The organism is Oceanobacillus kapialis, assembly GCF_044790185.1.
In the GTDB taxonomy this organism is placed as follows: domain Bacteria; phylum Bacillota; class Bacilli; order Bacillales; family Amphibacillaceae; genus Oceanobacillus_B; species Oceanobacillus_B kapialis.
In genome coordinates, this window is record NZ_CP085256.1 from 2578022 (window position 1) to 2601902 (window position 23881).

Consider the following 23881-nt stretch of genomic DNA (forward strand, 5'->3'; position numbering starts at 1 on the left):
GTTACCCCCTTATAAACTTGTGTTACGTTTTCAAGGTTATTATAACCAAATTAATGGTTTTAAAACAGCTAATCAGAAATGAGCCTAGTAAGCTTAACAGAAAAAAATGGCAGCTGATCCCTGGGGTCTTACTACCATTATAGGCGAGATGAAGACTGCATCGGTTTATGACAATTCGATGAACAGCATGAAAAAATCTATTTTAATTCATCTGAGAACGTAAATAAGCATCGATAAATGGATCAATTTCTCCGTCCATGACAGCCTGTGTATTGCCTATCTCTGTATTTGTACGGTGATCCTTGACCATTGAATATGGATGGAAGACATAGGAACGAATCTGACTTCCCCATCCAATATCTTTTTGTTCTCCACGAATCTCTGCTAATTCTTGCTGCTGTTTCTCAATTTCCAACTGATACAGCTTCGACTTTAGCATTTTCATGGCAGCTTCTCTATTTTTTATTTGTGACCGTTCATTCTGACAAGTTACAATCACATTTGTCGGTAGGTGGGTGATCCGTACTGCAGAATCCGTCGTATTAACATGCTGGCCACCTGCACCACTTGCTCGATAAGTGTCCACCTTAATATCCTCAGTACGAATTTCGATATCTACATCATCTGACATCTCCGGCATAACGTCACAGGAGGCAAAAGATGTATGTCTACGGCCTGAAGAATCAAACGGCGATATTCTCACAAGCCGATGAACTCCTTTTTCCGCCTTTAAATAACCATATGCATTGTGTCCCTTAATTAAAAGGGTAACACTCTTCACACCTGCTTCTTCACCAGCTAGATAGTCAAGCATTTCTACTTTGAAGTCCTTTGTCTCTGCCCAGCGCTGATACATCCGCAATAACATACTCGCCCAATCCTGAGACTCTGTCCCACCAGCCCCTGGATGAAGTTCTAAAATGGCGTTATTAGCATCATATGGTTCACTTAGCAGCATTAACAGTTCAAACTCGTTTACATCTGAGACAATCTCCGTAATCTCTCCAGATAACTCTTCAAATAATTCTTGATCATTTTCTTCTTTTACTAGTTCATAGGAAACTTCCAGGTTCTCTACCCGTTCTTCCAATGCTTCAAGATTATTTACGTAGCTTTTTAAGCTGTTAAGTTCATTGATCACTTTTTGAGCTGTATCCTGATCATCCCAAAACGAAGGATCTGCCATTTCTAATTCAAGCTCTTGGATACGAGCCTTTTTGTTATCGAGGTCAAAGAGACCCCCTAAAATTTTCGATTCGGGTATTCATTTTATCTAAATCGTTCCGTATTTCTGCTAGTTCCATGATTTTCTCACCTCTATAGTAATATGTAGGAAAACACTCCCTATTCAAGAGAGTGTTTTCTAATTATTTCCCGTGACAATTTTTATATTTTTTGCCGCTTCCACATGGACAAGGGTCATTTCTGCCTACATCCTGTGCTTTAATAAATGGTTTACGTGTTTTCTTTTTCTCTTCCTGATTACCAGACACAGCCTGTGTATTTTTGACAACTTCCTGGCGTTGCAGGTTATCTCTAATTTGGGCTTTCATAATATATTTGGCAACTTCTTCTTCGATGTTCTCAATCATCACTTCAAACATCGCGAATCCTTCTAGCTGGTACTCACGAAGTGGATCGTTTTGGCCATATGCCCGTAAGTGAATTCCTTGGCGTAGTTGGTCCATTTGATCAATATGATCGGTCCATTTCGTATCAACTGTACGGAGAAGAATTACTTTTTCAAATTCACGCATTTGCTCTTCGGTTAACTCTTCTTCTTTCTCATCATAACGGAGACGTACTTTATCCATAATGAAAGAATTTATTTCTTCTGGTTCTCTTCCTTTTAGGTCATCTGGAGTGATTTCTTCTGGTTGAAGAAGATTACCTTCCACATATTCCACAATTGATTTAAGATCCCAGTTATCTTCATCATCGTCCTGTGTATGGGTCGCCACCACACGCTCCAGGGTAGAGACAATCATTTTCTCGATAATGTCACGTAATTCTTTCCCATCAGCTTCAATAACATCGAAGCGTTGCTTGTATATAATCTCACGTTGTTCACGTAGTACATCATCGTAAGATAGAACCGTTTTACGAGCATCAAAGTTGTTTCCTTCAACACGTTTTTGAGCTGACTCTACTGCGCGCGAGACCATTTTACTTTCAATTGGCTGGCTATCATCCATCCCAAGTCGTTCCATCATCGACCTTAAATTATCTGAACCAAAACGGCGCATTAATTCGTCTTCCATTGAAAGGTAAAATTGCGACATCCCCGGGTCACCTTGACGCCCAGAACGCCCACGCAGCTGGTTATCAATTCGACGTGATTCATGACGTTCTGTACCAACTACAGCTAGTCCGCCTAAATCCTTGACGCCATCGCCAAGTTTAATGTCTGTACCACGACCAGCCATGTTTGTCGCAATGGTGACAGCACCCTTTTGGCCGGCATTTTCAATAATTTCTGCTTCTCTAAAATGGTTCTTCGCATTTAAGACATTATGTCGCACGCCTGCTTTTTTAAGCAGCTGTGAAATCAATTCAGAAGTTTCTACCGCAACTGTACCGACTAGTACAGGTTGTCCAGTCTGATGTTTCTCTTTAATTGCTTCGACAACCGCTTGAAATTTGCCTTCCATAGACTTGTAAATCAAGTCAGCACGGTCATCACGAATAACTTCTCTGTTTGTCGGGATCGCAATAACATCCATATTATAAATGTTTCTGAATTCTTCTTCCTCGGTTTTCGCTGTACCAGTCATACCAGACAATTTGTTATACATCCGGAAGAAGTTCTGGAAGGTGATAGAAGCAAGTGTCATGCTCTCATTCTGGATCTGTAGCCCTTCTTTTGCTTCAATAGCCTGGTGCAAACCATCACTATATCGACGGCCTTTCATTAAACGGCCAGTAAACTGATCGACAATCACTACTTCATCTTCTTGTACAACATAATCTGCATCCCGATGCATGGAAACATGCGCCTTTAATGCTTGATTAATATGATGTGTTAACGAAACATTATCCAAGTCATACAAGTTTTCAATAGAAAAATATTTCTCAGCTTTTGTTATTCCATCTTCTGTTAATTGAACACCTTTAGTTTTTTCATCATACGTATAGTCCGTTTCTTTTGACAGATTAGTAACAAAGCCATCTGCTCGTTGATAAAGTGATGCTGACTTTTTCGCAGAACCGGAAATAATTAACGGTGTTCTCGCTTCATCGATTAGAATGGAGTCAACCTCATCGATAATAGCAAAATTCAATGGTCGTTGAACCATTTGCTCTTTATACAACACCATATTATCTCGTAAGTAATCAAAGCCAAATTCATTGTTTGTTCCGTACGTGATATCACTATAATATGCTTCACGTTTTTGTTCTTTTGTTAGTCCATTCCCATTAAGGCCTACCGTTAGCCCTAAAAAGCTAAACAGCTCCCCCATCTCTTTCGCGTCACGGTTTGCCAGGTATTCGTTGACCGTAATTATGTGTACGCCTTTACCGGAAAGAGCATTCAGATATGCCGGCATCGTGGAGGCAAGGGTTTTACCTTCCCCTGTTTTCATTTCCGCAATATTCCCACCATGCAATGTAACAGCACCCATCAGCTGGGTCTGGAATGGTCTCATTCCAAGTACACGTTTGGAACCTTCACGCACTACCGCATAGGCTTCAACCATTAAATCATCTAGGGATTCGCCTTGCTCATAACGCTGCTTATATTCTTCTGTCTTTAGTCTTAAACCATCATCAGATAATTTTTCAATTTCAGGCTCTAAAGCCTCTATTTGATCTACTGTTTTTTGTAGTCGATTAATTTGTTTTTGGTTACCGTCCCCAAAAAGCTTCTTAATTAATCCTGCCATAGTAAACGCTCCTCAATTTCAACATAATCAATTGAAAATAGTATATAGTCCACAATTAATAATAACACTATCTAAAGAAAGATGACAACTGCTTGGCCAACCGATAAGTGCTTGACCCATAAATTATGGTGAAACCGAAGCACTTTGTTAATCTCATCAGATTAGACGTTATGAACGCTTATATATTGCTAAACAATTATAAAAAGCAGTCCGGGGATGAACTGCTTTTCGCTTTGAGGGATGTTGAGGTAACAGTGCTGGAAGGCAACTTTTCTTGCGTGGATATTAATTTGATTGTAATAGCAATTCCTGCTTTGTTGATATATCTGTAACTCTACGGTTGGTTGCTGCAATGATCTCTACTAGTTGGGTAATCGTTTCTTCTTGCTGTTGAACCTTTTTAGACAACGTCATTAATAATCTCCGCTCATTTTCACTCATGGCACACCTCCTAGTTCCTTTGAATTATTTATAGCATGCAATAGGACTTTTTGGCTAATGGCTGTTTTTCAATTTCAGCTACGAATTCGACAATATATGTAAGCGAAACACTTAATTTCGACACTGATTTAATGGAATCACCGTATTTTTCACAGTTTAAATCAATCCAAAAATCTAATTCAGCAATTCGATCTACATTTTTCGACAAACTGCAAATAAGTGGATAATAACTCGATTAAAAAAGAAAGGCGAACCCCGGTGGAGTCGCCTTTCTTTTATTTTTTATTTGTTTTAGGCATTTGGTTCAATCAATCCATAGCGTCCATCTTTTCTTCGATAGACAACATTCGTATCACCTGTTGCATCATTTGTGAATACATAGAATGCATGGCCAAGCATGTCCATTTGCAATACTGCTTCTTCAGAATCCATTGGTTTTAAGTTAAATCGTTTTGTTCGAACAATTTCAATGTCGGATGACTCTTCTTCCACCGCCACATTTGCGGCTTGTTTCTCTAGGTCTGCGAAAACATGCTTTGCTGCACCGTCTTGCCTTGTCTTACGATTTACTTTTGTTTTGTACTTACGAATTTGTCTTTCAAGTTTATCAACAACCAAGTCAATGGCAGCATACAGATCCACATGTTGGACTTCCCCGCGAAGTAACAGGTTTGTCATAGGGATCGTAACCTCAATTCGCTGCTCATCATTGTAGACACTTAAATTTACATGCACATCCGAGATTGGCGTTGTATCAAAATACCTTTCTAGTTTACTGATCTTCTTCTCTACATACTCTCGTATCGAGCCAGTCACCTCTAGATTTTCACCACGAATGTTAAATTTCATTAAAGTGTCCTCCTTTCATCTTGTACCTATATTATACTACGTTTCCCAAGAAAATTCCTGCATAAACTCCTTATGTATTCTTAGTTATAGCTTATTTTTATGAATTATCAGTCACAAAACCCAGCAACACGCACTTTACACTAATTTTATATTTTTTACATAAATAATATAATTTTCTTCGGATTGTTAAGAAGAAGTTTACAATTTCCTCCTTTTTAAAATAAGCAAAGGGGCTAGGCACAGCACTCCGCTAAAATAAGAAAAAAACACGAAGCATCATTGCTCCGTGGTTTAGTTTCTACTATCCATAAATCTCCCATCGCGTGTCCGGACCTTATCATATGGATTAATGTAAGTGCGATTGGATTTTTTTTGCTTTTTAACCTGTTTCATTTCTGTTTTTAGTTCCGTGAAAAGCTTCTCCATTTTTTCCTCGATCGCTCGATTCATTGCAACAAGCTCTTGCCCTAACTGCTTTTCCTCTTCAGAAAAAGGCGGCTTCACATGTTCCAACTGTTCTCCTCGTAATTCCACTAGCTGATTTACTTGTTCTATCATAGCTTCTCGGGTCTTTGCTGTTATTTCCTGATTCAATAACGTTTTTAATCTGGAAGTAATCTCATACACGGGCTCTAAGCGGTTCATTACACTTGAGCACCTTGTTTGTAAGTTGTTTGGCGATTTTTTATAATCACTTGCTTCCAGGTATCTCTAAACTCCACCGTTAAACTTAGTACCTCATCAAGTATAGCGGGGTCGTTTTTTATATTTGCTTCTTTAAGTTGATAATGCATGTATTCATATAACGGTAAAATTTGCTGGGAAATCGCGATCTTTTGATCTAACGTAATCATAAGTTCTTGTATGATATTTTGCGCCTTTTGTATATTCGTGTTTTTCTGTTCGAACTCACCATTTTGAATGTTTTTGCTAGCCTGCTTTATGAACTTAATGCAGCCATTATAAAGCATAAGCGTTAACTCGCCGCCTGATGCTGTGTTAACCGCGTTGTTTTGATACGCTTGGTATTGCTTATTTGACAAGACGCTCACTCCTCTGTTGGTATTTCACTATTACATCATGCCTCCACCAAACTGCGACATTAATTGTGCAGACTGGTTATTCATACGGGATATAGCCTTCTCCATTGCAGTAAACTGGTTCCAGTACCTGGTTTCAACCTGGGTTAGCCTGTCCTCAAACGCAGCAATTCTTGTATCTAAATCTTTCATCCGTTTACCAAGTGTATAATTCTCCAAAGTGTCGGTACCTTCACCAGCTCGTTCGCCAATCGTATCCATTGTACGATCTAACGACTCTTCTAGCCTGTTAATGATTCCTCTGCTTGCACCTTCATCTGTACTGTTAGAGAATAGCTTTTGAACATCTGCAGGGTTTTCCTGAAGTGCAGCTCTTAGTTCATCTTCTTTTACAATGAGCTTCCCACCATCCATATAGTTAGGAGACGTTGTAATACCAATTTGCGTTAAGGATGTATACTCACCACCAGTCTCGACTGTAGCGTACCAGCTCTGGCGCATATCAAATAGCCCTGAAGTTAATGAGGTTTCTCCTCGGAGAATACCGCTCTTAGCACGCTCTTCCCACAGTTTTATTTCATCCTCTGACATTTCTTTCTTTTGCTCATCGGTCAATGGTGGATAATCACGATATTTCTCTTCCCGTTGCGCCCCATTCATCTTCTCTACTACTTCGTTATACTTATCAACGAACTCCATGATTTTTTCAACAGAAGCATCTACGTCATTGGTTACGGTGAGTTTGGCTGATTTGTCCCCAGTAGTATCTGTGAAGTTAAATGTAATGCCGTTTAATTTGTAGTCATTTGTTGTGGACTCCATTTCTAGGCCACTGTTGTTATATTCGAATTTGGCGTTTTGGCCACCTGTCTCTTTTTCTTGGTTCATATTAAGGAGAGTTGAAAAAAAGTCATTCTCAAAATTGATTTCAGGGTTTCCGTTTATTCCATCAATAATATCCTCTTCACCAATTTCAGGTTTATTATAATTCCCTGTCCGAGTCGTTTCCATAATTACTTTTCCAGTTCCCTCATCAAAAAATGCCCGGACATTATTGTCATCATCTGAAATACGTTTTAGAAGCGTGTTTAAGGTATCATCATCTTTAATTTCCAGTTTATAGGGCTCGTTCTTTTCTCCATCTTCATTATATGTAGTAAAGAGAACATATTTATCTTCAGTTTTTAGATTTTTAAACGCATCTTGCTCCTTTAAAGGCTTATCTGGTTCAATCTCTAGTTTACTCTCACTCACATTAATAGCATTAGTAGCAAGCTGTTTCACTTTCATCTCAAAAGTCCCATTAGAAGTACTAGGTGTGCCTGTTGCCGTTACCGCGCCTTCCATAGAAGATGAAATTGTTTTCGGGTTATATGTCTTACTTAGTTTCATATCTAACATTAAATTATCTAGCTCTGATAATTTCGTGTTTATCTCTCGAAAACTATCTCGCTTCCACTCCAGCATGGTCTTGTCCTGTTGCATTTTATCGAGTGGCATTCTTTCTGCTGTCATTAATTTATTTACAAGCTGGTCTATATCCATCCCTGATGCAAGTCCGCCAATACGCATGGCTATCCCTCCCTGTATCATTACATTCTATATTTTTTCGTCAATTAAAAGCCCCATAAATTCTGCCATTTGTGCGTACATGTCTAAAAATTTTTTCGGGGGTATTTCTTTTATCACTTCTTTGGTTTTTGAATCAATAACCGTTACATAATATTTTTCTAATTTATCATGAAGCTCAAATTTCAAATTCGTCCGCAAAGGCTCCATAAATTCATTTAAACTAGTTGTGGCATTTTCAATAGTTGCTTTGTCAAAATCTCTTAGCATTTCGTTATGATTACTATCTTTATCTATCTCTGGTGCGATAGTCTGGTTGTGCTCACTTGATAGAAGAGGTTGTGATCTATGTATCACATTGTCTATACGCATCGCAATGCATCTCCTCAACTATATTATTCTGTTTTTATATCGGCTAGCTTGAAACAAAAATAAAGGAAAATTTCTATTCTTTCTTCGGATTTTTCAAAAGCTGTAACAAATCCTCTGTCACGTTGAGTGCTTCATTATTTTGTTGCTTCGTATCAATGTATAACTCTTTTCGGTAAATATCCACAGAGCCCGGTGCTTCAATTCCAATCTTGACCTGATCCCCTTCCAAGCCAAGAATTTTAATCTCTATGTCTTCACCTATCTGAATGGATTCATTTTTTTTACGTCTTAGCACAAGCATCGTTATTCCCCTTTCATTTCCACTGATGTTTCAGGAACAATTGGTGCTGTTGTAGAATAATCATCTACAGCTACAATATATTGCTTGCCACGCTTATTTCTCGAATTAATAACAAGGGGGGCTTTTAGATTTAGCGTACTTTTTTGAAAAGGATTTTTTAACGTCACAATGGAAAATAGTAAAACATCACTCTCTGACTCAATTTGTAAATTTGCTAAGATGGTCTCATCAAGCTTAAGCGTATAATCTGGATAGATATTATGCGGGCTTGTTACTACAAAGGCCACATCTTTCGTGTCTACTGACTGTAGAATAGAAAAAGTAGGATTGTCTGCTAGATTCATTAGCATAAATCTTTTTTCGTTTATAAAGCCAGGAATTCCTGTCGCAAAATGGATCAGCTGCTGTTCGTCTACTTCCACTTCACCTAAATATTTTGTTTGAATCCTCAACTAAATCTTCCTTTCGTCTGTTACTCGTAATCTAACGATGGTTGCGTTTCGATCGGTTACCCATTTTCACTATGTAAGTTAACAAAATTTATTTCTAATGAAGGCATTTGCTTCATGCTTGTTTTTACACTGCCTGGATGATAAGTAATTTCAGGCTGGTTCGCTTTGGCTTGTATAATAGGCGCATTTGTTTTTACAGAAATATCTAGCTCAGATGGTTGATAGCTTGTCTTCACACTGAATGGGGAAGGAATAAAGGTTAAACCTAATGATTTCATTTGTCGCTGTGCATTCGTACTTGCCTGAGTCGTGAGGGGGCTCCCTCCGTTCTCAATTTTCATAAGCTCTGTTCCTTGCTGTGCTCTTCGTGCCATACCTTCTTTTACAGCTGACAATCCTTCTTGGGCGAACCGGTCATTACGCTTGAAAATATGCATGAGATTCATATCCTCCCACGCTTTCGTTTGATCAATTTTCAATTTTGATGGCGTCGTACGCATTGTAATTTCAGCAGCAGGCTGTTGGATGTTGAGATCTGCCTTCGGTTGCCTGATTTCCTGTGTTGCCCGCGTTTGCTGAATTTGTGTTTGGGCCATTTGGGATTGTATTCTTATTTGTGGTAACTTCATTTTCTTCCCCCCTTCCAATACCGACTATCTATGACTATATTATGAAAGAAACCCTGCACCCTTGATTGGGGCAGGGTTCAGATTAAACTACCTTAGAAAATCAACCAAGGATGGCTGAATAATTTTGGACCCAGCTGATAACGCTGCTCGATGAAGACTTTCCTGTGTAATTAATTCCGTGATAGCTTTTTCATAATCCACATCTTCGTTATCAGACATTGTCTGCGTTGCTACAATTTCTTGTTCGCTTAACCTATTCTCCACAAGCTCCAAGCGATTCATTCGGGCACCAAGATCTGCCCGTGCATTAATAATATTATCAATCCCATCCTGCAGGGTTGCTATATTACTTTCAATCGCTTCTTGGTCATTACTTTCTAGATCATTAATAAACGAATCAATGTTTGCAAATAGATCTTCTCCAAAGACGTCCTCTGGATTTACATTTGCCTGCAGTTTCGTTCCACTCGCGACATCAATGACAACTGGGCTTGTACTGGAAGGGGCAAAATTACCATTCGCATCAACAGGAGGGGTTTTCGTATCCGTTCCATTAAAAATGTACTTCCCATTTACACTTGTATTTGCGATATCCATCATATGCTCTTTTAACTGTTCGACTTCCTTCATAATATTCTCACGCTCAGAAGCATCGTATGTATCGTTGCTCGCTTGAACTGCAAGCTCCCGTAGCTTTTGCATGGTTTGGGTAGCTTTATCAAGTGAGGCATCCGTATTATCCATCCAATTATGCACTTCACTTGTATTTCGTTTATATTGTTCAATTTCTTTAAGCTGTGTGCGATAACCCATGCCTTTCATGGCAATAACCGGATCGTCGGAAGGACGGTTTATTTTTTTACCCGTGCTAACCTGATCCATCAACGTATCCATTTTTGCATAGCTGGATGTTAAATTACGGAGCATGTTATTAGACAGCATTCCTTGTGTAATACGCATTTATCTTACCTACCTTCCGACTAATCCCATATTATTGATAACACGATCTAACATTTCATCGATTGTCGTCATACTTCTTGCAGCAGCACTATACGCGTGCTGGAATTTGATCATATTAGACATTTCTTCATCCAAGGATACGGAGCTTACCGACATACGTTGGTCTTGTACTTGGGAACGAAGAACATTTGCATTGTTCGTCATTCTACTTGCTTCCTGTGCTTGAACCCCCATCTCCCCAATTAACGACTGGTAGAAGGTGTTCACGGACGTGTTCTCTCCTAATGGATCATTAGCTAGTGACGTGTCATTAAATACATCGGCCAGATTTGAAGCATTTCCTCCATTTCCGGAATTTCCTGTCTCATCCCCTGGAGATGCTGCAATTAATTCTGGCTCATCTAAAATATCCTGGTTAACGGTGAGCCCTTCTGCTGTGCCATCAAGGCCGTCCTTAAATTCAAAGAAGTTGACGCCTGCATTTCCGTCAAGATCCTCTCCTGAACGATGAACAGCGTTAAAAGCTTCCGCAAATGTACTAGCCATTTTATCAAGATTTGTTAGCATATCCGTATAAGTTCCTGTTACGCCCGTTCCTGATTGATGACCGTATGCATCAATCAACCCTTTGATCGAACCATTCGATGCCATTATCGAATTTCCACCTACAGTCAGGCCTGTTACTGCAGCGGTATTGTCATCTGCATACTCTACTGCAATCTCATTCACCGCTCCAGGATTTCCTGCATTGCTGCCATCTACTAGTTTGACAGGTGGTGTTAGAGCTTTCCCTTTATTATCAACCACTTCAATGCTGGCAAGTCCATCCGCTATTTTGGGTGAGCTTTCAGAGCTTTCGCTATAAGTTACCTTGATGTTCATCATACTCGATAGTTTATCTATTAATCTGTCTCGCTCATCATATAGATCATTTGGCAGATAGCCATGCGGCTCTAGGGAACTTATTTGTTGGTTAACGCCATCAATTTGCCTTAACAGTGAATTAGCATCACTTACAGATACATTGATTTGTGTTTGTAAATCTGTTCGTATTGAGCTTAATGATTCTGATAGATAGTTAAACGTTTCTGCAACTGCGAGTCCTCGCTCTGCTACAACAGAACGTGCACCAGAATTTTCTGGTGTTGTTGCTAGATCCTGTAGCGATTGCCAAAAGCTATCCATCGTTTTCGATAGACCACTATCAGAAGGTTCATTCATAATGCCTTCCATTCTCACGTAAGAATCGGAAAGCGTTTGCCAATAGCCGGTCTTACTATTCTCTGAACGGTATTGGTAATCAAGGAATTTATCCCTCACTCTTTCCACAGAACCTGCTTCGACGCCAGTTCCTAATTGACCTGGAATCTGTGGGCGGTTTCTTGAGCCAGCCGGGTATGGGTTCATGGTTTCAAAATTAACCCGCTGTCTAGAGTATCCTTCTGTATTTGCATTTGAAATATTGTGACCCGTTGTATAAAGCGCTGATTGCTGTGTAAAAAGCGCTTGCTTGGCCATTTCCAATCCGTGAAATGTACTCATTGTCCTGCTCCTTTATCCTTTATTAAGCCTTTGAATCAAAAACCGATCGTTTGGCAGCAGATGATGCTGGTTTTCCTTCACCGTAGTTCATATTTTTAAGAGATGGATTCATCAAATCGAGTGAAAGCTGTACGAATTGCATGGATTGGCTAATTAACGCTCGGTTTAGCTCTTCTTGTTGTTTCAATTTCGTAATAGCTTCCGTTAACGAAATGGCGCTAGCTTCCAAATCCGCTCTATCTTTCTCCATTTCTATATATTCTAGCAAAGAGGTAATGGAAGCACCTGTAATAGAAGGATGTTCTTGTACATATGCATCCACTGCCTGAATTCTTACTGTCTCTGCTTTTTCTAATTCACGAACTCGCTTTCTCTCTTTAACTAGAATAGCTTGCAGCTTATCTACCTTGCCTTCTTTGATGACTTCTGTTTTTTCTTGGGAGATTTCCAGTAAAGTCTCATGAAGCTTCACTAGATTAGTTAATGCTTGTTGTACATTCTGAATTGACATGATGCTATCCTCCCTGCTTTTCTAGATCCGTTATTTTCCTGACCAGAAATCAATCATTTTCTGTGCTGTTTTCTCTGCATCTACCTTATATTCGCCAGCATCTACAGCCTTTTTTATGCTTTGGACATATGCTGCACGCTCAGGGTTTGCTTTTTCGCCCTCTTGTAACTGTTTCGCTTGGTTTGATATTTCCAATTGATCCTGCTTTGCTTCCCTTTTTATTTCCGTATGTTTCTGAATACTATTTTTATATGGATTAAAATTCGTTTGATTTGGGCCATTAATCTTCATTACCTTCACACCTCTTTAATGAATATTCTTATATATATCTTCCGCGTTCTTCTCTTGTTCATTATATCGGTTATAAATTTTATTTTTGAAGGATGAATCATCATTTATCAAATAAATAGTAGGTTTTACCTGGTTCTTTTTGTTCACTTTTTTGTTCAACTGATCTAATTTCCTCGAATTTTTCTAGATCTGCTTTAAACCCCTTCACGCAACTTTCACATAATTCACCTGTAATAATGGGTTCACCACATTTCGCACAGGGATAAGAAAGCTTGGGGAATTGTGACGTGCGTAATCTTTTTTGTTTGACAAACTTTAAGATCAAGGTTTGTTCTACACCTGTCGCGTTCACAACCTCTTGGAGTGTCGCTTCTCTATTTTTTCGCTCGCGTAAAAAACGGTAAACTATATCAAATGCTGCTTCTTCCTCTTTATAACATTTCTGGCAGATATCCCGGATTTCTTTTACAAACACCGCATCGCAACGGGAGCAGTTTGCTAATTCAGCCATTACACACGTTCTCCTTTAATTCTATTATAATATCACAGCAGAAACTACCCTCTAATCAAGGTAAACGCATTAACCTCAGGGCAACCATTTTGGCGTAAAAGATCTGCTGCATGTCTTAATGTTGTACCTGTTGTATATATATCATCGACCAAAATAGCCGGTTTGTTAAGTGTTTCTTTGATGACAAATGGATTTTTCCCTGTCACTCTTTCCTTCCTAGACTTTTTTGATTGTTTTTCTTCACCCGTTCTAGAAAGTAAATTTAATGATGGGTTTGGTAAAGAATTGGCGAGTGCCTCTGCTTGATTAAACCCTCTTTCTTTTAAGCGGGCATTACTTAAAGGAATCGGAATCAGTTGCGCATCTTTCTGCTTCCCAAATACTTTAATAAACGTTTGAATGAAAGCCTCTGCAAATATATCTTTAAGCACATAATCTCCGCGATACTTCCATTTTGCGATGACTTCTTGCATGAACTCATTATAAGCGTAGACAGAATGATTTGTACTAAGTGGATCCTCTTGCTGGCTCCCCCACCACTGGCAATCCTGACAAATTCGTTCTGAGGTTTTTCGACTACATTTCGTACAGCGTCTTCCTTTTATACGTTCAAGCTTTTTAGTACATTCTTCACAAAGGAAAGATGGGCGAGATGCTTGAACAAGGTTCCCCCAGTGAACAGTAGGTATGATTTCCATTTCGCACCATAAACAATGCATTATACAAAGCCCCCTCGTTTGTTCATTTGTTTAATAGAGTCCACTGCTTCTACCATCGCGTTTGTTTTTCCGTCATGAAAGAGAACGACTTCTCCCTCTGGATCATCAGGGCTCCTACCTGCTCTTCCTGCTATCTGAACAATGGCTGCTTGATCAAACACCGAATGCCCTGCATCAAGAATAACTACGTCAACAGATGGAAAGGTAACACCTCGTTCAAGGATTGTAGTCGTAAGAAGTAAAAATAGCGATTGATTACGAAAGAATTGCACTTTTTCTTCCCTGTCTGCATCGGCAGCATGCACCGCACTTGCCTGCTGTGTAGATGTAATCAAATGTTGATCTAATAGAAGATTTACGACTGGGGTTAGGAACTGTTCAGCTAAGGCGATGGTTGGAACAAACACAAGGATCTGCCTTTTGGGTTGTTTGCGCGCCTGTAGCCATTTATAAAAAGCTGGAGGTAGCTGTTTATTTCTCAAATGACGTTTTAATTGAGAAACCTGCTTTAAGGTGGGAACAGGAAGAGGATGACCGTGAAATCGTTTCGGAACAAATATGTGGGGCAACCGTTTATTTCGTATTCGTCTTATATGCTGTTTTCTTGGTGTTGCAGTTAAGTAAATCAGCGTACTACCAGGATGAATAGCTCGCTGTGCAGCATAGGATAGAGAGGAATCTGCATGAAAAGGAAAGGCATCGATCTCATCAATAATCATCACGTCAAAAGCCTGCTTGAAGCGAAGTAATTGATGGGTTGTGGCAAGTAAAAGCTGGGAAGAGCCTTCCTTATCCTGACTACCACCATAAAGGGCTTGTACAGGGACCTTCTCAAATGCTTTCTGAATACGTGGTTTTAATTCCCGTACCACGTCTGCTCTTGGGGTAGCTAAGCAAATTCTTTTTCCCTGCTGTAAAGCTGCTGTAATGGCGGGAAAGAGCATTTCTGTTTTACCTGCCCCACAAACAGCCCAAGTAAGGAATTCTCTCTCCCTATTTTTAACAGCAGTAGCAATCCGGTCGGCAGCCTGTTGTTGCCCTTCTGTTAACGTGCCCTCCCAGGAGCAGGGAGCTACGTAGTGTTCCCAATTTGGTGCAGGTCCAGTCCATTCATAAAGCTTATTACACGCGCTTACCCGCCCCATCGTAATACATTTCCGACAATAAAGATGGGAAGTTCCACAAACACTGCATGGATATTCCGCAAGAAGATGTTTTGCATTATTTCCACAACGATTACATTGTAAGTTGAAAGCTTTCTTGGAAAAAGGAGGTGTGGGACGAAATAAATTTTGGGAAATTGCTTGAGAAAAGTGGGGCTCTGAGAGGGGGATTTCTTGACGGAGCAATAATTTACCAGCGAAGTTTCTGGCAAGATTCTCATGATCTTGCTTATTCTGTATCATGGTGATCAGTCCTTTCTTTATGAAAGAAGAGCTAACTGCCCCGCAGTGTAGCTCTTCGATTTCCTTTATTTTACATACCAGCCTACGCCGATAGCACCTTCGCCTAAGTGGGTGCCGATAACCGGGCCAAAATAGCTGATCGAGGTGTCCATATTAGGGTATTTTTCTAAAAAGGTTTGCTGTAATTCAATTGCAGCGTCTTCGTTGTTTGCATGGATAAAGACAACACGAAGCTCGCTTCCTTTTGCTGCATCTTCTTCTACCATTCCCATAATTCTAGCAATAGCTTTTTTACGTGTGCGGATTTTTTCAAATGGGACGATTACTTTGTCCACGAAATGTAATACAGGTTTTACTTGAAGCAAACTGCCAACGATTGCTTGGGCACCATTAAGCCTGCCACCGCGCTGCAGGTTTGTTAAATCATCTACCATGAAATAAGCACGCATGGTTTGTTTCATTGTCTGAAGCCTGTTCATTATTTCTTCAGGTGATTTCCCTTGTTTTGCTAATTCTGCTGCCTCTAGTGCATAAAAGCCTTGAGGCATACAGCTCAATTCCGAATCAAACGCATATACTTCTATGTCTTCAACCATTCCTCCTGCACTTGCAACAGTCTGGTAAGTGCCACTAATGCCACTGGAAAGATGAACAGAAATAACGGCATCATAATCCTTGGCTAGCTCTTCCAATTTTTCTGTCACATATCCAATGGATGGCTGAGAAGTTTTAGGGAGTCCCTTAATAGACTTTACTTTCTGATAGAAGGTTTCGGTCGAAATATCCATCTCTTCTCTATAAGATCCGTCCTCAAAAACGACACTAAGTGGAACCATATGTATATTGTGCTGTTGTCGAATATCTTCGGGAATATATGCTGTACTGTCTGTCATAACAGCAACTTTCATGATTACCTTCTCCTTTTTTTGCACCATTTTAAGTATATTACGTATGTATCTATTATTGTTAGTCGAATAATACCTTAGTCCATTTTTATTTTACATGAATCCTTATTAAAATGCACCAGTTTGTTATACAAAACGATGGTGGGACATAAAAAAACACCCCAGCCATTAAAGCCGGGGTGATAGCTATAGTCTAACTAGCCAAATATTATACTGCATTTATGGCAGGAACAAATATAGATTACAAGGGAGAAGTTTCCTAGAGTACCTCTACCCAACCTTTACGAATTGCTGAGACTACAGCTTGTGTACGGTCATTTACATTCATTTTTTGCAAAATGTTGCTAACATGGTTTTTCACTGTTTTTTCACTAATGTATAACGTCTCTGCAACGGCACGGTTACTCTTACCGTCTGCCAGAAGCTGAAGGACTTGACATTCTCTCTTTGTAAGTAAATGCAATGGTTTCCGATATTCTATTCCGCTTTCGGACATATTGGTATTGTTTTCTTTAGCAAGTCTTCTATATTCTAAAACTAAATTATGAGTAACTTTAGGATGAAGGTAAGAGCCACCTTCTGTTACAACTTTTATCGCTTCGATTAACGCATCTGAATCCATTTCTTTGAGTAAATATCCTTGTGCACCTGTTTTTAAAGCGTGCGTCACATAACTTTCATCATCATGGATAGATAAAATAATGACACTTGTGTTTGGAAAATAGCGAACTAGGTCTGCAGTAGCTTGTACCCCGTTCATATTCGGCATGTTAATATCCATTAAGACTACATCTGGATTATTTTCTTTAACTAGCTTTGAAGCGACAGAACCGTCGTCTCCTTCTGCTACCACCTCAAAAGAAGGTTCAAAATCAAGGATTCGTTTTACCCCTTCGCGAAATAGTTTATGATCATCAATTAATACAATTCGTATCTGTTTTTCTGTCGAATTCATATTTTGTTCCTCCAGGCTTTTTTCTTTTTTCCCTACTACGATATGATGATAGATAAATTGGTTATATGTGTAATATTTTTTAGAAATTCATAGGCTCTACCATTAGTATAACCTTAGCTAGGCATATAAGGAACTTTTATGAGAATGGATGTCCCCTTGCCAATGCTGGAATTTATCTCTAGATTTCCTTCTAGCATCTCTACTCTCTCTCTCATTCCAATTAGACCAAAAGACTTGTCTCGTTTCATGGTTGTATCAAAGCCTTTTCCATTGTCTTTAATTAGCATTGTTAAATTTTGCTTGCATATTTCCAGTTTAACCTGGATGGCTGTCGCTTCTGAATGTTTTACAGCATTTTGAACAGCTTCTTGCACGAGACGAAAGAAGGCAACCTCATACTTTGTGTTCAATCGCTTTTCTTCGCCAATGGAAGCAAATTCTATTTTTAAGTTATTGTAATCAGCGATTGTCGCCACATACTTTCTAATGGTAGGAATAAGACCTAGGTCATCCAGCGCCATTGGTCGTAAATCATAAATAATTCGCCGAACCTCATAGAGGGAGGATCTTATCATTTTGCGAATATCCTTAATTTCATCCAATGCTTGGTCTACATTATTTTGGCGAAAGATACGATCTACCAGCTCAGAACGGAGTAAAATATTAGCAAGCATTTGGGCTGGGCCGTCGTGAATCTCTCTGGATATCTTCCTTCGTTCATCCTCTTGGGCTTCGATGATTTTAAGTCCAAACTCTTGCTTTTCTTTCGCTTCCTCAATCATTTCGTTTACTTGACGAAAGTCATCATGTAAATAGTTAAGAACGACTGAGATTTTCCCAGCTAATCCTTCTGCTCTATCAATGGTTTGACTTAAAGATATTAAGCGCCTTTCCAGGTCATCACGTTTCTCTCTTAGAGCGCTCTCTTCCTGGCGAAGCATTGCTAGTTTTGTTTGCATGGCATGGGTATTTTCATAGACTTCGCGAATTTCATTTTCTGAATATCTATCGAAATACCTGCTTACCTCTGCAAGTCTTTGTCTGGAGAACCGTACTTTCTGTTCTAACTGGTCTCCATCCTCGATATGCTGGGCGACTTTGTGCTTTGTGTCTTTTAATTCCCGGACAAGATGTTCATGCTCCTTACGTGCTTCTTCACTAATATTAAAAATCTCGTCCTTGCTGTTTTCGACTACCTCAATCATTTCATTAATAATATAATCGAGTGCTGTTTCGCTAATCTTTTGTGCCATCGTCTCCCACCAACCTATGTTATAATTATACGTATATATTCACTTTTTTTATAGGGTCTTTTTTCATACATCTAACATTTTCTTAGACCCGACTTCGTACCTATGTACGTTAGGGTGCACTGGACGAAACGTATAAAGCGTCCATTTTCATTCGTACCGTTAACTCTATTATTATATCACGTATGTTAGGAGGCTACATGCCATATGTTAGCAACTTATTTTACAGTAAAACAAACAGGAATTGAAGAAATCGTCATCCAAAAGTCACGATTTATTGGACATGTAGCAAGAGTTGAAACAGAAGAAGCAGCCCAACAATTTATCCAGGAAATAAAAAAGAAACACGCTGCGGCTACACATAATTGCTCCGCCTATATGATCGGTGAACATGATCATATCCAAAAAGCAAACGATGATGGAGAGCCTAGTGGAACAGCTGGTGTACCGATTCTGGAAGTGTTAAAAAAGAAAAACCTAAAAGATACCGTTGTCGTTGTAACGAGATACTTTGGCGGCATAAAATTAGGAGCTGGTGGATTAATCCGCGCTTATGGCAATGCCACCACCGAAGCTCTACGAGGCAGTGGCATTGTGGAGAGACAATTAATGCAAGGTATGTCGGTAACCGTCGATTACACGTTGCTGGGCAAGTTGGAAAATGTCCTGCGGCAATCTAATTACATCCTGGAAACAATCAACTACATGGACAAGGTCGAATTTATCGTTTTTGTCAAAACTGGAGAAGAAGATAGCTTCCAGGATTGGATGATCGATTTGACAAGTGACCAAGCTAAAATTACCAAATCTGAGAAAAAATATATGGAAAAGGATGTTCCTTCATAGAAAGCCGCTCACCAACTTTATAATAAAGAAAGTGCAGCTTCATCTCCAATTACCCTAACATTTGGGTGCTTCTGCAATATAGATGCAGGGAATTCTTCTGTTATGTCTCCCTCCACCATTCTGGCAACTGCTTTTGCCTTTTTTTCGCCTGAAACAAGCAGAAGAATTTCCTTGCTTTGCATAATCGTATCAATTCCCATTGTAATGGCCTGTTCTGGGACCTGTTCTAAGCTAGTAAAAAAGCGAGCATTTGCTTGTCTTGTTGATGGTGCAAGATCGACGAGATGCGTTCTACTGGAAAAGCTGGTTCCAGGTTCATTAAACCCGATATGGCCGTTCAACCCAATCCCTAGTATTTGGACATCAATTCCACCATTCTCTTTAATTCTTGATTCATATGCCTTGCATTCCTCATCTAAATTCGCTGCAGCGCCGTTTGGTAGATGAACATGTTGCTCTGGTATATCAACATGGCGAAATAGCTTGTCTTTCATATAATAATGATAGCTTTGTTCATCCTGCTTGTTTAAACCTACATATTCATCTAAATTAAACGTTTTGACATGTTGAAAGCTGACTTTCTTCTCTTCATACTGTTTAATTAATTGTTTATATAAACCTTCTGGTGTGGAACCCGTTGCAAGGCCAAGTACTGGTCGCTCAAGTTTATTGACCTTTTCTACCAGCATGGAACTTGCTAAGATACTCATTTCCTCATAGTTTTTAACTGCTCTTAATTGCATCCTTTATTCCTCCCTAAACGCTACTTCCCCGCGACAAATCGTACACGTGATATGTAAGTCACGGTCAACTAATAATAAGTCTGCATCCTTTCCTACAGCTATACTCCCTTTTCGATGATAGAGATTTAACTGCTTTGCAGGATTGACAGAAGTCATTTCAATTACTTCCTTTATGGTGACGCCTTCTATCTCAAGCATTTGCTTCGCCCCATCACGCATCTTAAGAATACTACCAGCCAATGTACCATCCTCTAACACGGCACGGCCTTCGGTTACTTCTACTGGTTGACCGCCGAGCTCATACTGCCCCTTTTGTAAGCATTTCGCTCGCATAGCATCCGTAATAAGCATGAGTCGTTTACTCCCCATGTTTTGGTAAATTAATTCCAACATTTTCTGGCTAACATGTATCCCATCTGCGATTAACTCTGCACGCAATTCTTGTAGCATAAAGGCTGCGCCAACTGTTCCGATATCTCGGTGATGGATACCGTTCATGGCATTACATAAGTGGGTAATTTGCCTAACTCCATGCTCTACAGCTTGTTTAATTTCTGAAAAACCTGCTGCAGTGTGTCCAGCAGAAACATTAATTCCTTGCTCTGTTAAATATTTAATAAATGTACCATCCGGATCATGTTCAGGTGCCATTGTGATCGTTTTAATCTTATTCCCTGATAAATGTTGCCATCGTTCAAATTGTTGCCTATCAGGTTCCTTTATAAATGCATGGGGTTGTGCACCCGCTTTTGTTTTTTCAATAAAAGGACCTTCCAAATGTACGCCAATAACTTCAGCTTGTCCTGGCTTATTCTCATATACTGCAACTGCTTCTAAAGCTTTGTCGATATTTTCAGGTGCCTGTGTAATCGTTGTTGCGAGAAAGCTTGTGGTACCTTCCCATGGCAAAGCCTCTGTCATCATATCTAGCGCTGTACTGGTTGCATCCATTACATCTGCGCCATTCGCCCCATGTATATGTCCATCAATAAATCCAGGAATTACTAGTTTGCCTTTCCCATCAATGAACTCTACATTTTCTGGTAGGTTACTTTCCTCTTGTATTCCAATTTTGGAGATTTTTCCGTTCTCTAAAAGGAGAGCGCAATTTTCAAGGATGTCTTCTTCCGAAAAAACGGTCACATTTTTTATGTAAATAGGTTTAATTTGCATCTCATATCCTCCTTCTGCACTTGTCTATCATACCACTTTTTTTGGAGAAAGAAAAAACTGCATTTTACAATGCAGTGAGGGTTTATCTAGTCTTTATTTTTTTATTCCAGTCTGTGGCACATTAGGCATCAGCCTTTGGTGTGTAAGTTCATTTATTAACGCTTGAATCATTTCCTGAGAGGACTGTATGTTTTGGTTTTCCGTGTCCTGAATTACCTTTTTTAGCATTGTTTTAAATTTTTCTTGCTCGAGCATGATTAATTCCCGCCTTTTAGAAAATATCTTACCTGTAGCATATTAGCATACGATCGTGCAGAATGATGTCGAACGTTGTCGCATAAAAACAAATTTCACAAAAATTTATTACTTTATTATCTAATTCGTTGATCATAGGATATTTAGTAACGTCTTTTCTGTTTTATCCTATTAAAAAATGCTATACCAACTACAGCTAATAGGGCGCCAAAGCTATCTAGTAACACATCGCCAGCATATGGGGTTCTATTTGGGGTGAATCCCTGATGAACTTCATCCGAGATGGCATATATTACTGTAAGTATTAAAGAAAGTATCATAGCTTTGTTACGCACGAGTAATCCCGATTTTCGTAATGCTATATAAAAAAATGAACAGAGTACGAGAAAAACCGTTACATGCGCACCCTTACGGATAAAAAATTCAAGAAAACCAGCAACGCCTAATTGCTCGACACTCACGACACTATTGTGGTAGGAAAAAGATATCCAGTTTAAATAGGGTTCTAGAAAATCCACGTTAAAAAGATTGCTTAGAAGTGGTCTCACATCCTGATTCTCATAAGGCTGATGTGACGAATAAAAAATTACCCCCATCCAGCATATGGGCAAAAGCCAGTATAGGTGTTTGTTCATATTATTTCTCCTCGTGCAGACATGCCAAAACTTGTCTAGAAAGCAGTGTACTTCATTTTAAATATTATCTACCTACTTGCAAGGAATTAAGAAGTTCCATCTATTAAAATAACCTTCCTTACACCAAACTGCAAGAACAAAAGTCAAAATAAAAAACCGTGCATCGCTGCAACGGCTCTTCGGTTAGGTTATCTACCATTATTACTTCGCCATCTGTTAAACTCAAGGTATTCCTTAAATTGTTCCTTTGAAACACCAGACTCCATTGCCTCCTGGACGATTTTCAACCATTCGTCATCTAAATCCTCTGGACCGGTTATATCCTCTTCCCTTAAAAGATCATTTACGGTCGTTCCCAGAACGGTGCTTATTTTTTCAATAAACTGGATCGATGGATTTGTCTGAAGGTTTCGCTCAATAGAACTAAGGTATGATTTAGCAACCCCTGCTCTTTCAGCTAATTCAGAGATTGACATCTTTTTTTCTTTACGAAGTTGTTTGATTTTTTCACCGATCAAACCCTCACCTTCTTTCAAAGCGAATTATAACATAAAGTGGGTGAGGAGTTCTATATAAAGTACAATTAAATTCAAGCATTATGTATAGATTCCGACTGCTGTAGGAATTGACGTATTTCCTCTGGTGTCATCCCTAGATGCTTTGCCCTTTTAATTAACTCAACCCATTCACGATCTAAAGAAACCTGCTCCACTATTTTTTCCATATCCCTATCCCCCATTTTAATTTCCAGATAACCCAGCCATCATAGCTTATGCCTTAGATCTGTGGTTTTGCGTCCCCAGCTTTCGATGAGTATGCCTTTTTCTGGAGGAATTTTCTCGTTCTGCTATTAATTAGAACTGCCTAGTGATATGATACTATAATTCTGCGACTATTTGCGTAGGTTCTTTTGTCTTATTTCAACTAGTTTTGTAGGTTCAAGAATTTACTTAACACCGGTTTTGTCGAAGGATATGGAAACTAACTAAATACGCTGACTTTTTAGTGACTGTACCTTTTTAATGCAGAGGATAACACCACCAACTGATAATAAAATTGTTCCGATAAGGAGAAGGGTAAATATACTTGTTGCTGTATCAGGTAATATTGCCCCGTTTCCATCGCCATTACCTACATTGCTGCCTACACTTATAACATCCTGCTGATCTTCTTCCCCTTCTGCTGTTACCGTTAGCACAAATTCCGCCGCTAGTCCTTGAAACTCGTTACCTAAGTGCTCTGGAAAATAAACTGTCATGTCCAGAGCTTCTTGCTCGCCTGCTGCAAGGTTACTGGCTGGAAGGTTAAAGCTGGGTAGGTTCCCGCTATATAGCTCTTTATTTCCGTCCATTACCTTAATGATTAATGCATCAAATAGCTTTGTATCCTCAATCGTATTCTGAAGTTCTACCGCATAGGTAAAGTCCTGTCGGCCATTATTTAATATAGTAAGACTCCTTGGCGCCCAATCACCTGGTTTCATATTAGGAACCTGAAAGAGATAATTATTTGGCGATAGTTGAATATCTATCTCCTGTTGCTCGTCGTTAGCCGTATTAGCATTAGCAGCTGAAACAAAACTCCATGGAACGAAAGCACATAGTAGTATAATGAGACTTGAAATTAAGAACCGTTTTCGCAT

General features: G+C 39.3%; 30 protein-coding genes and 1 riboswitch. Of the genes, 1 reads left to right on the forward strand and 29 read right to left on the reverse strand.

The genetic code is table 11. The features are described from left to right. Positions 1-202: 202 nt before the first annotated feature. The 22 genes from prfB to LG273_RS13550 form a co-directional block, all read right to left on the reverse strand. Positions 203-1304, reverse strand: a protein-coding gene (gene prfB / locus LG273_RS13445; RefSeq protein ID WP_404454313.1) for a peptide chain release factor 2 whose coding sequence is annotated in 2 segments (ribosomal slippage) — positions 203-1231 and positions 1233-1304 — 1101 coding nt in all. Because the reading frame shifts where the segments join, the coding sequence is not laid out codon by codon here. A 63-nt stretch (positions 1305-1367) separates the two neighbouring features. Beyond that, on the reverse strand, positions 1368-3884 hold the full coding sequence (gene secA / locus LG273_RS13450) for a preprotein translocase subunit SecA (RefSeq protein WP_404454316.1): 2517 nt from the start codon (positions 3882-3884) through the stop codon (positions 1368-1370). 285 nt (positions 3885-4169) lie between these two features. Beyond that, positions 4170-4325: a hypothetical protein gene (locus tag LG273_RS13455; protein WP_379561921.1), complete on the reverse strand. Its 156-nt coding sequence runs from the start codon at positions 4323-4325 to the stop codon at positions 4170-4172. A gap of 28 nt (positions 4326-4353) precedes the next feature. After that, positions 4354-4533 carry a hypothetical protein gene (locus LG273_RS13460; protein WP_404454319.1) on the reverse strand — a complete coding sequence of 60 codons (180 nt, stop codon included), beginning with the start codon at positions 4531-4533 and terminating at the stop codon, positions 4354-4356. Positions 4534-4616: 83 nt separating this feature from the next. Further along, positions 4617-5174 carry a ribosome hibernation-promoting factor, HPF/YfiA family gene (gene hpf, locus LG273_RS13465; protein WP_379561922.1) on the reverse strand — a complete coding sequence of 186 codons (558 nt, stop codon included), beginning with the start codon at positions 5172-5174 and terminating at the stop codon, positions 4617-4619. Between the two features lie 291 nt (positions 5175-5465). Then, positions 5466-5819 (reverse strand): flagellar protein FliT, encoded by a 354-nt coding sequence (locus LG273_RS13470; RefSeq protein WP_404454322.1) that lies wholly within the window; start codon positions 5817-5819, stop codon positions 5466-5468. After that, positions 5819-6217, reverse strand: coding sequence for a flagellar export chaperone FliS (gene fliS, locus LG273_RS13475; RefSeq protein ID WP_404454324.1), 399 nt, complete (start codon positions 6215-6217; stop codon positions 5819-5821). The genes LG273_RS13470 and fliS overlap by 1 nt, the downstream gene beginning before the upstream one ends. Positions 6218-6247: 30 nt before the next feature. Continuing rightward, positions 6248-7786, reverse strand: a complete 1539-nt coding sequence (locus tag LG273_RS13480) for a flagellar hook-associated protein 2 (protein WP_379561926.1) — start codon at positions 7784-7786, stop codon at positions 6248-6250. Between the two features lie 27 nt (positions 7787-7813). After that, positions 7814-8155 carry a flagellar protein FlaG gene (flaG, locus tag LG273_RS13485; protein WP_379561927.1) on the reverse strand — a complete coding sequence of 114 codons (342 nt, stop codon included), beginning with the start codon at positions 8153-8155 and terminating at the stop codon, positions 7814-7816. 73 nt (positions 8156-8228) lie between these two features. After that, the gene (gene csrA, locus LG273_RS13490) at positions 8229-8456 is read right to left on the reverse strand and encodes a carbon storage regulator CsrA (RefSeq protein WP_379561928.1); all 228 of its coding nucleotides are present in this window, start codon (positions 8454-8456) and stop codon (positions 8229-8231) included. 2 nt (positions 8457-8458) lie between these two features. Further along, entirely contained in the window at positions 8459-8908 is a 450-nt protein-coding gene (gene fliW / locus LG273_RS13495) for a flagellar assembly protein FliW (RefSeq protein WP_404454329.1), read from the reverse strand. 56 nt (positions 8909-8964) lie between these two features. Continuing rightward, a complete protein-coding gene (locus LG273_RS13500; protein ID WP_404454332.1) occupies positions 8965-9537 on the reverse strand; it encodes a DUF6470 family protein in 573 nt (190 codons plus the stop codon). Positions 9538-9624: 87 nt separating this feature from the next. After that, positions 9625-10497 carry a flagellar hook-associated protein FlgL gene (gene flgL / locus LG273_RS13505; protein WP_379561932.1) on the reverse strand — a complete coding sequence of 291 codons (873 nt, stop codon included), beginning with the start codon at positions 10495-10497 and terminating at the stop codon, positions 9625-9627. A 9-nt stretch (positions 10498-10506) separates the two neighbouring features. Then, positions 10507-12039, reverse strand: a complete 1533-nt coding sequence (gene flgK / locus LG273_RS13510) for a flagellar hook-associated protein FlgK (protein ID WP_404454335.1) — start codon at positions 12037-12039, stop codon at positions 10507-10509. Between the two features lie 22 nt (positions 12040-12061). Then, the gene (locus LG273_RS13515) at positions 12062-12550 is read right to left on the reverse strand and encodes a flagellar protein FlgN (protein ID WP_404454338.1); all 489 of its coding nucleotides are present in this window, start codon (positions 12548-12550) and stop codon (positions 12062-12064) included. Between the two features lie 30 nt (positions 12551-12580). Beyond that, on the reverse strand, positions 12581-12841 hold the full coding sequence (gene flgM / locus LG273_RS13520; protein WP_379561936.1) for a flagellar biosynthesis anti-sigma factor FlgM: 261 nt from the start codon (positions 12839-12841) through the stop codon (positions 12581-12583). 100 nt (positions 12842-12941) lie between these two features. Beyond that, entirely contained in the window at positions 12942-13352 is a 411-nt protein-coding gene (locus LG273_RS13525; protein ID WP_404454342.1) for a TIGR03826 family flagellar region protein, read from the reverse strand. A 44-nt stretch (positions 13353-13396) separates the two neighbouring features. After that, on the reverse strand, positions 13397-14071 hold the full coding sequence (locus tag LG273_RS13530; protein ID WP_404454348.1) for a ComF family protein: 675 nt from the start codon (positions 14069-14071) through the stop codon (positions 13397-13399). Further along, positions 14071-15477, reverse strand: a complete 1407-nt coding sequence (locus LG273_RS13535; RefSeq protein WP_404454351.1) for a DEAD/DEAH box helicase — start codon at positions 15475-15477, stop codon at positions 14071-14073. Before LG273_RS13535 ends, LG273_RS13530 begins: the two co-directional genes overlap by 1 nt. A 65-nt stretch (positions 15478-15542) precedes the next feature. Then, entirely contained in the window at positions 15543-16385 is an 843-nt protein-coding gene (locus tag LG273_RS13540) for a DegV family protein (protein WP_379561940.1), read from the reverse strand. A gap of 256 nt (positions 16386-16641) precedes the next feature. Beyond that, positions 16642-17337, reverse strand: coding sequence for a response regulator (locus LG273_RS13545; RefSeq protein ID WP_379561941.1), 696 nt, complete (start codon positions 17335-17337; stop codon positions 16642-16644). 113 nt (positions 17338-17450) lie between these two features. Beyond that, on the reverse strand, positions 17451-18590 hold the full coding sequence (locus tag LG273_RS13550; protein WP_379561942.1) for a sensor histidine kinase: 1140 nt from the start codon (positions 18588-18590) through the stop codon (positions 17451-17453). A gap of 204 nt (positions 18591-18794) precedes the next feature. Between LG273_RS13550 and LG273_RS13555 the strand changes: the two genes are divergently transcribed. Continuing rightward, the gene (locus LG273_RS13555; RefSeq protein ID WP_404454356.1) at positions 18795-19433 is read left to right on the forward strand and encodes a YigZ family protein; all 639 of its coding nucleotides are present in this window, start codon (positions 18795-18797) and stop codon (positions 19431-19433) included. Positions 19434-19450: 17 nt separating this feature from the next. On the opposite strand, the gene nagB is transcribed toward LG273_RS13555, so the two are convergent. The 7 genes from nagB to LG273_RS13590 form a co-directional block, all read right to left on the reverse strand. Continuing rightward, positions 19451-20176, reverse strand: coding sequence for a glucosamine-6-phosphate deaminase (gene nagB, locus LG273_RS13560; RefSeq protein ID WP_404454359.1), 726 nt, complete (start codon positions 20174-20176; stop codon positions 19451-19453). A 3-nt stretch (positions 20177-20179) separates the two neighbouring features. After that, complete coding sequence (gene nagA, locus LG273_RS13565) at positions 20180-21349, reverse strand: N-acetylglucosamine-6-phosphate deacetylase (protein WP_404454361.1); 1170 nt, start codon at positions 21347-21349, stop codon at positions 20180-20182. A 93-nt stretch (positions 21350-21442) separates the two neighbouring features. Further along, on the reverse strand, positions 21443-21604 hold the full coding sequence (locus LG273_RS13570; protein WP_379561946.1) for a hypothetical protein: 162 nt from the start codon (positions 21602-21604) through the stop codon (positions 21443-21445). Positions 21605-21747: 143 nt separating this feature from the next. Then, on the reverse strand, positions 21748-22239 hold the full coding sequence (locus LG273_RS13575) for a VanZ family protein (protein ID WP_404454364.1): 492 nt from the start codon (positions 22237-22239) through the stop codon (positions 21748-21750). 188 nt (positions 22240-22427) lie between these two features. After that, a complete protein-coding gene (locus LG273_RS13580) occupies positions 22428-22757 on the reverse strand; it encodes a helix-turn-helix domain-containing protein (protein ID WP_379561948.1) in 330 nt (109 codons plus the stop codon). A 71-nt stretch (positions 22758-22828) separates the two neighbouring features. Next, positions 22829-22963, reverse strand: coding sequence for an anti-repressor SinI family protein (locus LG273_RS13585; protein WP_379561949.1), 135 nt, complete (start codon positions 22961-22963; stop codon positions 22829-22831). A gap of 23 nt (positions 22964-22986) precedes the next feature. After that, positions 22987-23069, reverse strand: a riboswitch (cyclic di-GMP riboswitch). 155 nt (positions 23070-23224) lie between these two features. Continuing rightward, positions 23225-23881 carry a hypothetical protein gene (locus tag LG273_RS13590; protein WP_404454369.1) on the reverse strand — a complete coding sequence of 219 codons (657 nt, stop codon included), beginning with the start codon at positions 23879-23881 and terminating at the stop codon, positions 23225-23227.

Excerpts from the sequence above, each read along its gene's own strand:
- LG273_RS13515 (WP_404454338.1), bottom strand. The coding sequence starts at position 12,550 with ATGTCAATTCAGAATGTACAACAAGCATTAACTAATCTAGTGAAGCTT.
- LG273_RS13535 (WP_404454351.1), bottom strand. The coding sequence starts at position 15,477 with ATGATACAGAATAAGCAAGATCATGAGAATCTTGCCAGAAACTTCGCT.
- LG273_RS13455 (WP_379561921.1), bottom strand. The coding sequence starts at position 4,325 with ATGAGTGAAAATGAGCGGAGATTATTAATGACGTTGTCTAAAAAGGTT.
- LG273_RS13540 (WP_379561940.1), bottom strand. The coding sequence starts at position 16,385 with ATGAAAGTTGCTGTTATGACAGACAGTACAGCATATATTCCCGAAGAT.
- flgK (WP_404454335.1), bottom strand. The coding sequence starts at position 12,039 with ATGAGTACATTTCACGGATTGGAAATGGCCAAGCAAGCGCTTTTTACA.
- flaG (WP_379561927.1), bottom strand. The coding sequence starts at position 8,155 with ATGCGTATAGACAATGTGATACATAGATCACAACCTCTTCTATCAAGT.
- nagB (WP_404454359.1), bottom strand. The coding sequence starts at position 20,176 with ATGCAATTAAGAGCAGTTAAAAACTATGAGGAAATGAGTATCTTAGCA.
- flgM (WP_379561936.1), bottom strand. The coding sequence starts at position 12,841 with ATGAAGATTAATGGCCCAAATCAAACGAATTTTAATCCATATAAAAAT.
- LG273_RS13550 (WP_379561942.1), bottom strand. The coding sequence starts at position 18,590 with ATGGCACAAAAGATTAGCGAAACAGCACTCGATTATATTATTAATGAA.
- LG273_RS13585 (WP_379561949.1), bottom strand. The coding sequence starts at position 22,963 with ATGGAAAAAATAGTGGAGCAGGTTTCTTTAGATCGTGAATGGGTTGAG.
- LG273_RS13525 (WP_404454342.1), bottom strand. The coding sequence starts at position 13,352 with ATGGCTGAATTAGCAAACTGCTCCCGTTGCGATGCGGTGTTTGTAAAA.
- csrA (WP_379561928.1), bottom strand. The coding sequence starts at position 8,456 with ATGCTTGTGCTAAGACGTAAAAAAAATGAATCCATTCAGATAGGTGAA.
- LG273_RS13555 (WP_404454356.1), top strand. The coding sequence starts at position 18,795 with ATGTTAGCAACTTATTTTACAGTAAAACAAACAGGAATTGAAGAAATC.
- LG273_RS13545 (WP_379561941.1), bottom strand. The coding sequence starts at position 17,337 with ATGAATTCGACAGAAAAACAGATACGAATTGTATTAATTGATGATCAT.
- LG273_RS13470 (WP_404454322.1), bottom strand. The coding sequence starts at position 5,819 with ATGAACCGCTTAGAGCCCGTGTATGAGATTACTTCCAGATTAAAAACG.
- LG273_RS13575 (WP_404454364.1), bottom strand. The coding sequence starts at position 22,239 with ATGAACAAACACCTATACTGGCTTTTGCCCATATGCTGGATGGGGGTA.
- LG273_RS13590 (WP_404454369.1), bottom strand. The coding sequence starts at position 23,881 with ATGCGAAAACGGTTCTTAATTTCAAGTCTCATTATACTACTATGTGCT.
- LG273_RS13480 (WP_379561926.1), bottom strand. The coding sequence starts at position 7,786 with ATGCGTATTGGCGGACTTGCATCAGGGATGGATATAGACCAGCTTGTA.
- nagA (WP_404454361.1), bottom strand. The coding sequence starts at position 21,349 with ATGCAAATTAAACCTATTTACATAAAAAATGTGACCGTTTTTTCGGAA.
- LG273_RS13500 (WP_404454332.1), bottom strand. The coding sequence starts at position 9,537 with ATGAAGTTACCACAAATAAGAATACAATCCCAAATGGCCCAAACACAA.
- LG273_RS13530 (WP_404454348.1), bottom strand. The coding sequence starts at position 14,071 with ATGCATTGTTTATGGTGCGAAATGGAAATCATACCTACTGTTCACTGG.
- hpf (WP_379561922.1), bottom strand. The coding sequence starts at position 5,174 with ATGAAATTTAACATTCGTGGTGAAAATCTAGAGGTGACTGGCTCGATA.
- flgL (WP_379561932.1), bottom strand. The coding sequence starts at position 10,497 with ATGCGTATTACACAAGGAATGCTGTCTAATAACATGCTCCGTAATTTA.
- LG273_RS13570 (WP_379561946.1), bottom strand. The coding sequence starts at position 21,604 with ATGCTCGAGCAAGAAAAATTTAAAACAATGCTAAAAAAGGTAATTCAG.
- secA (WP_404454316.1), bottom strand. The coding sequence starts at position 3,884 with ATGGCAGGATTAATTAAGAAGCTTTTTGGGGACGGTAACCAAAAACAA.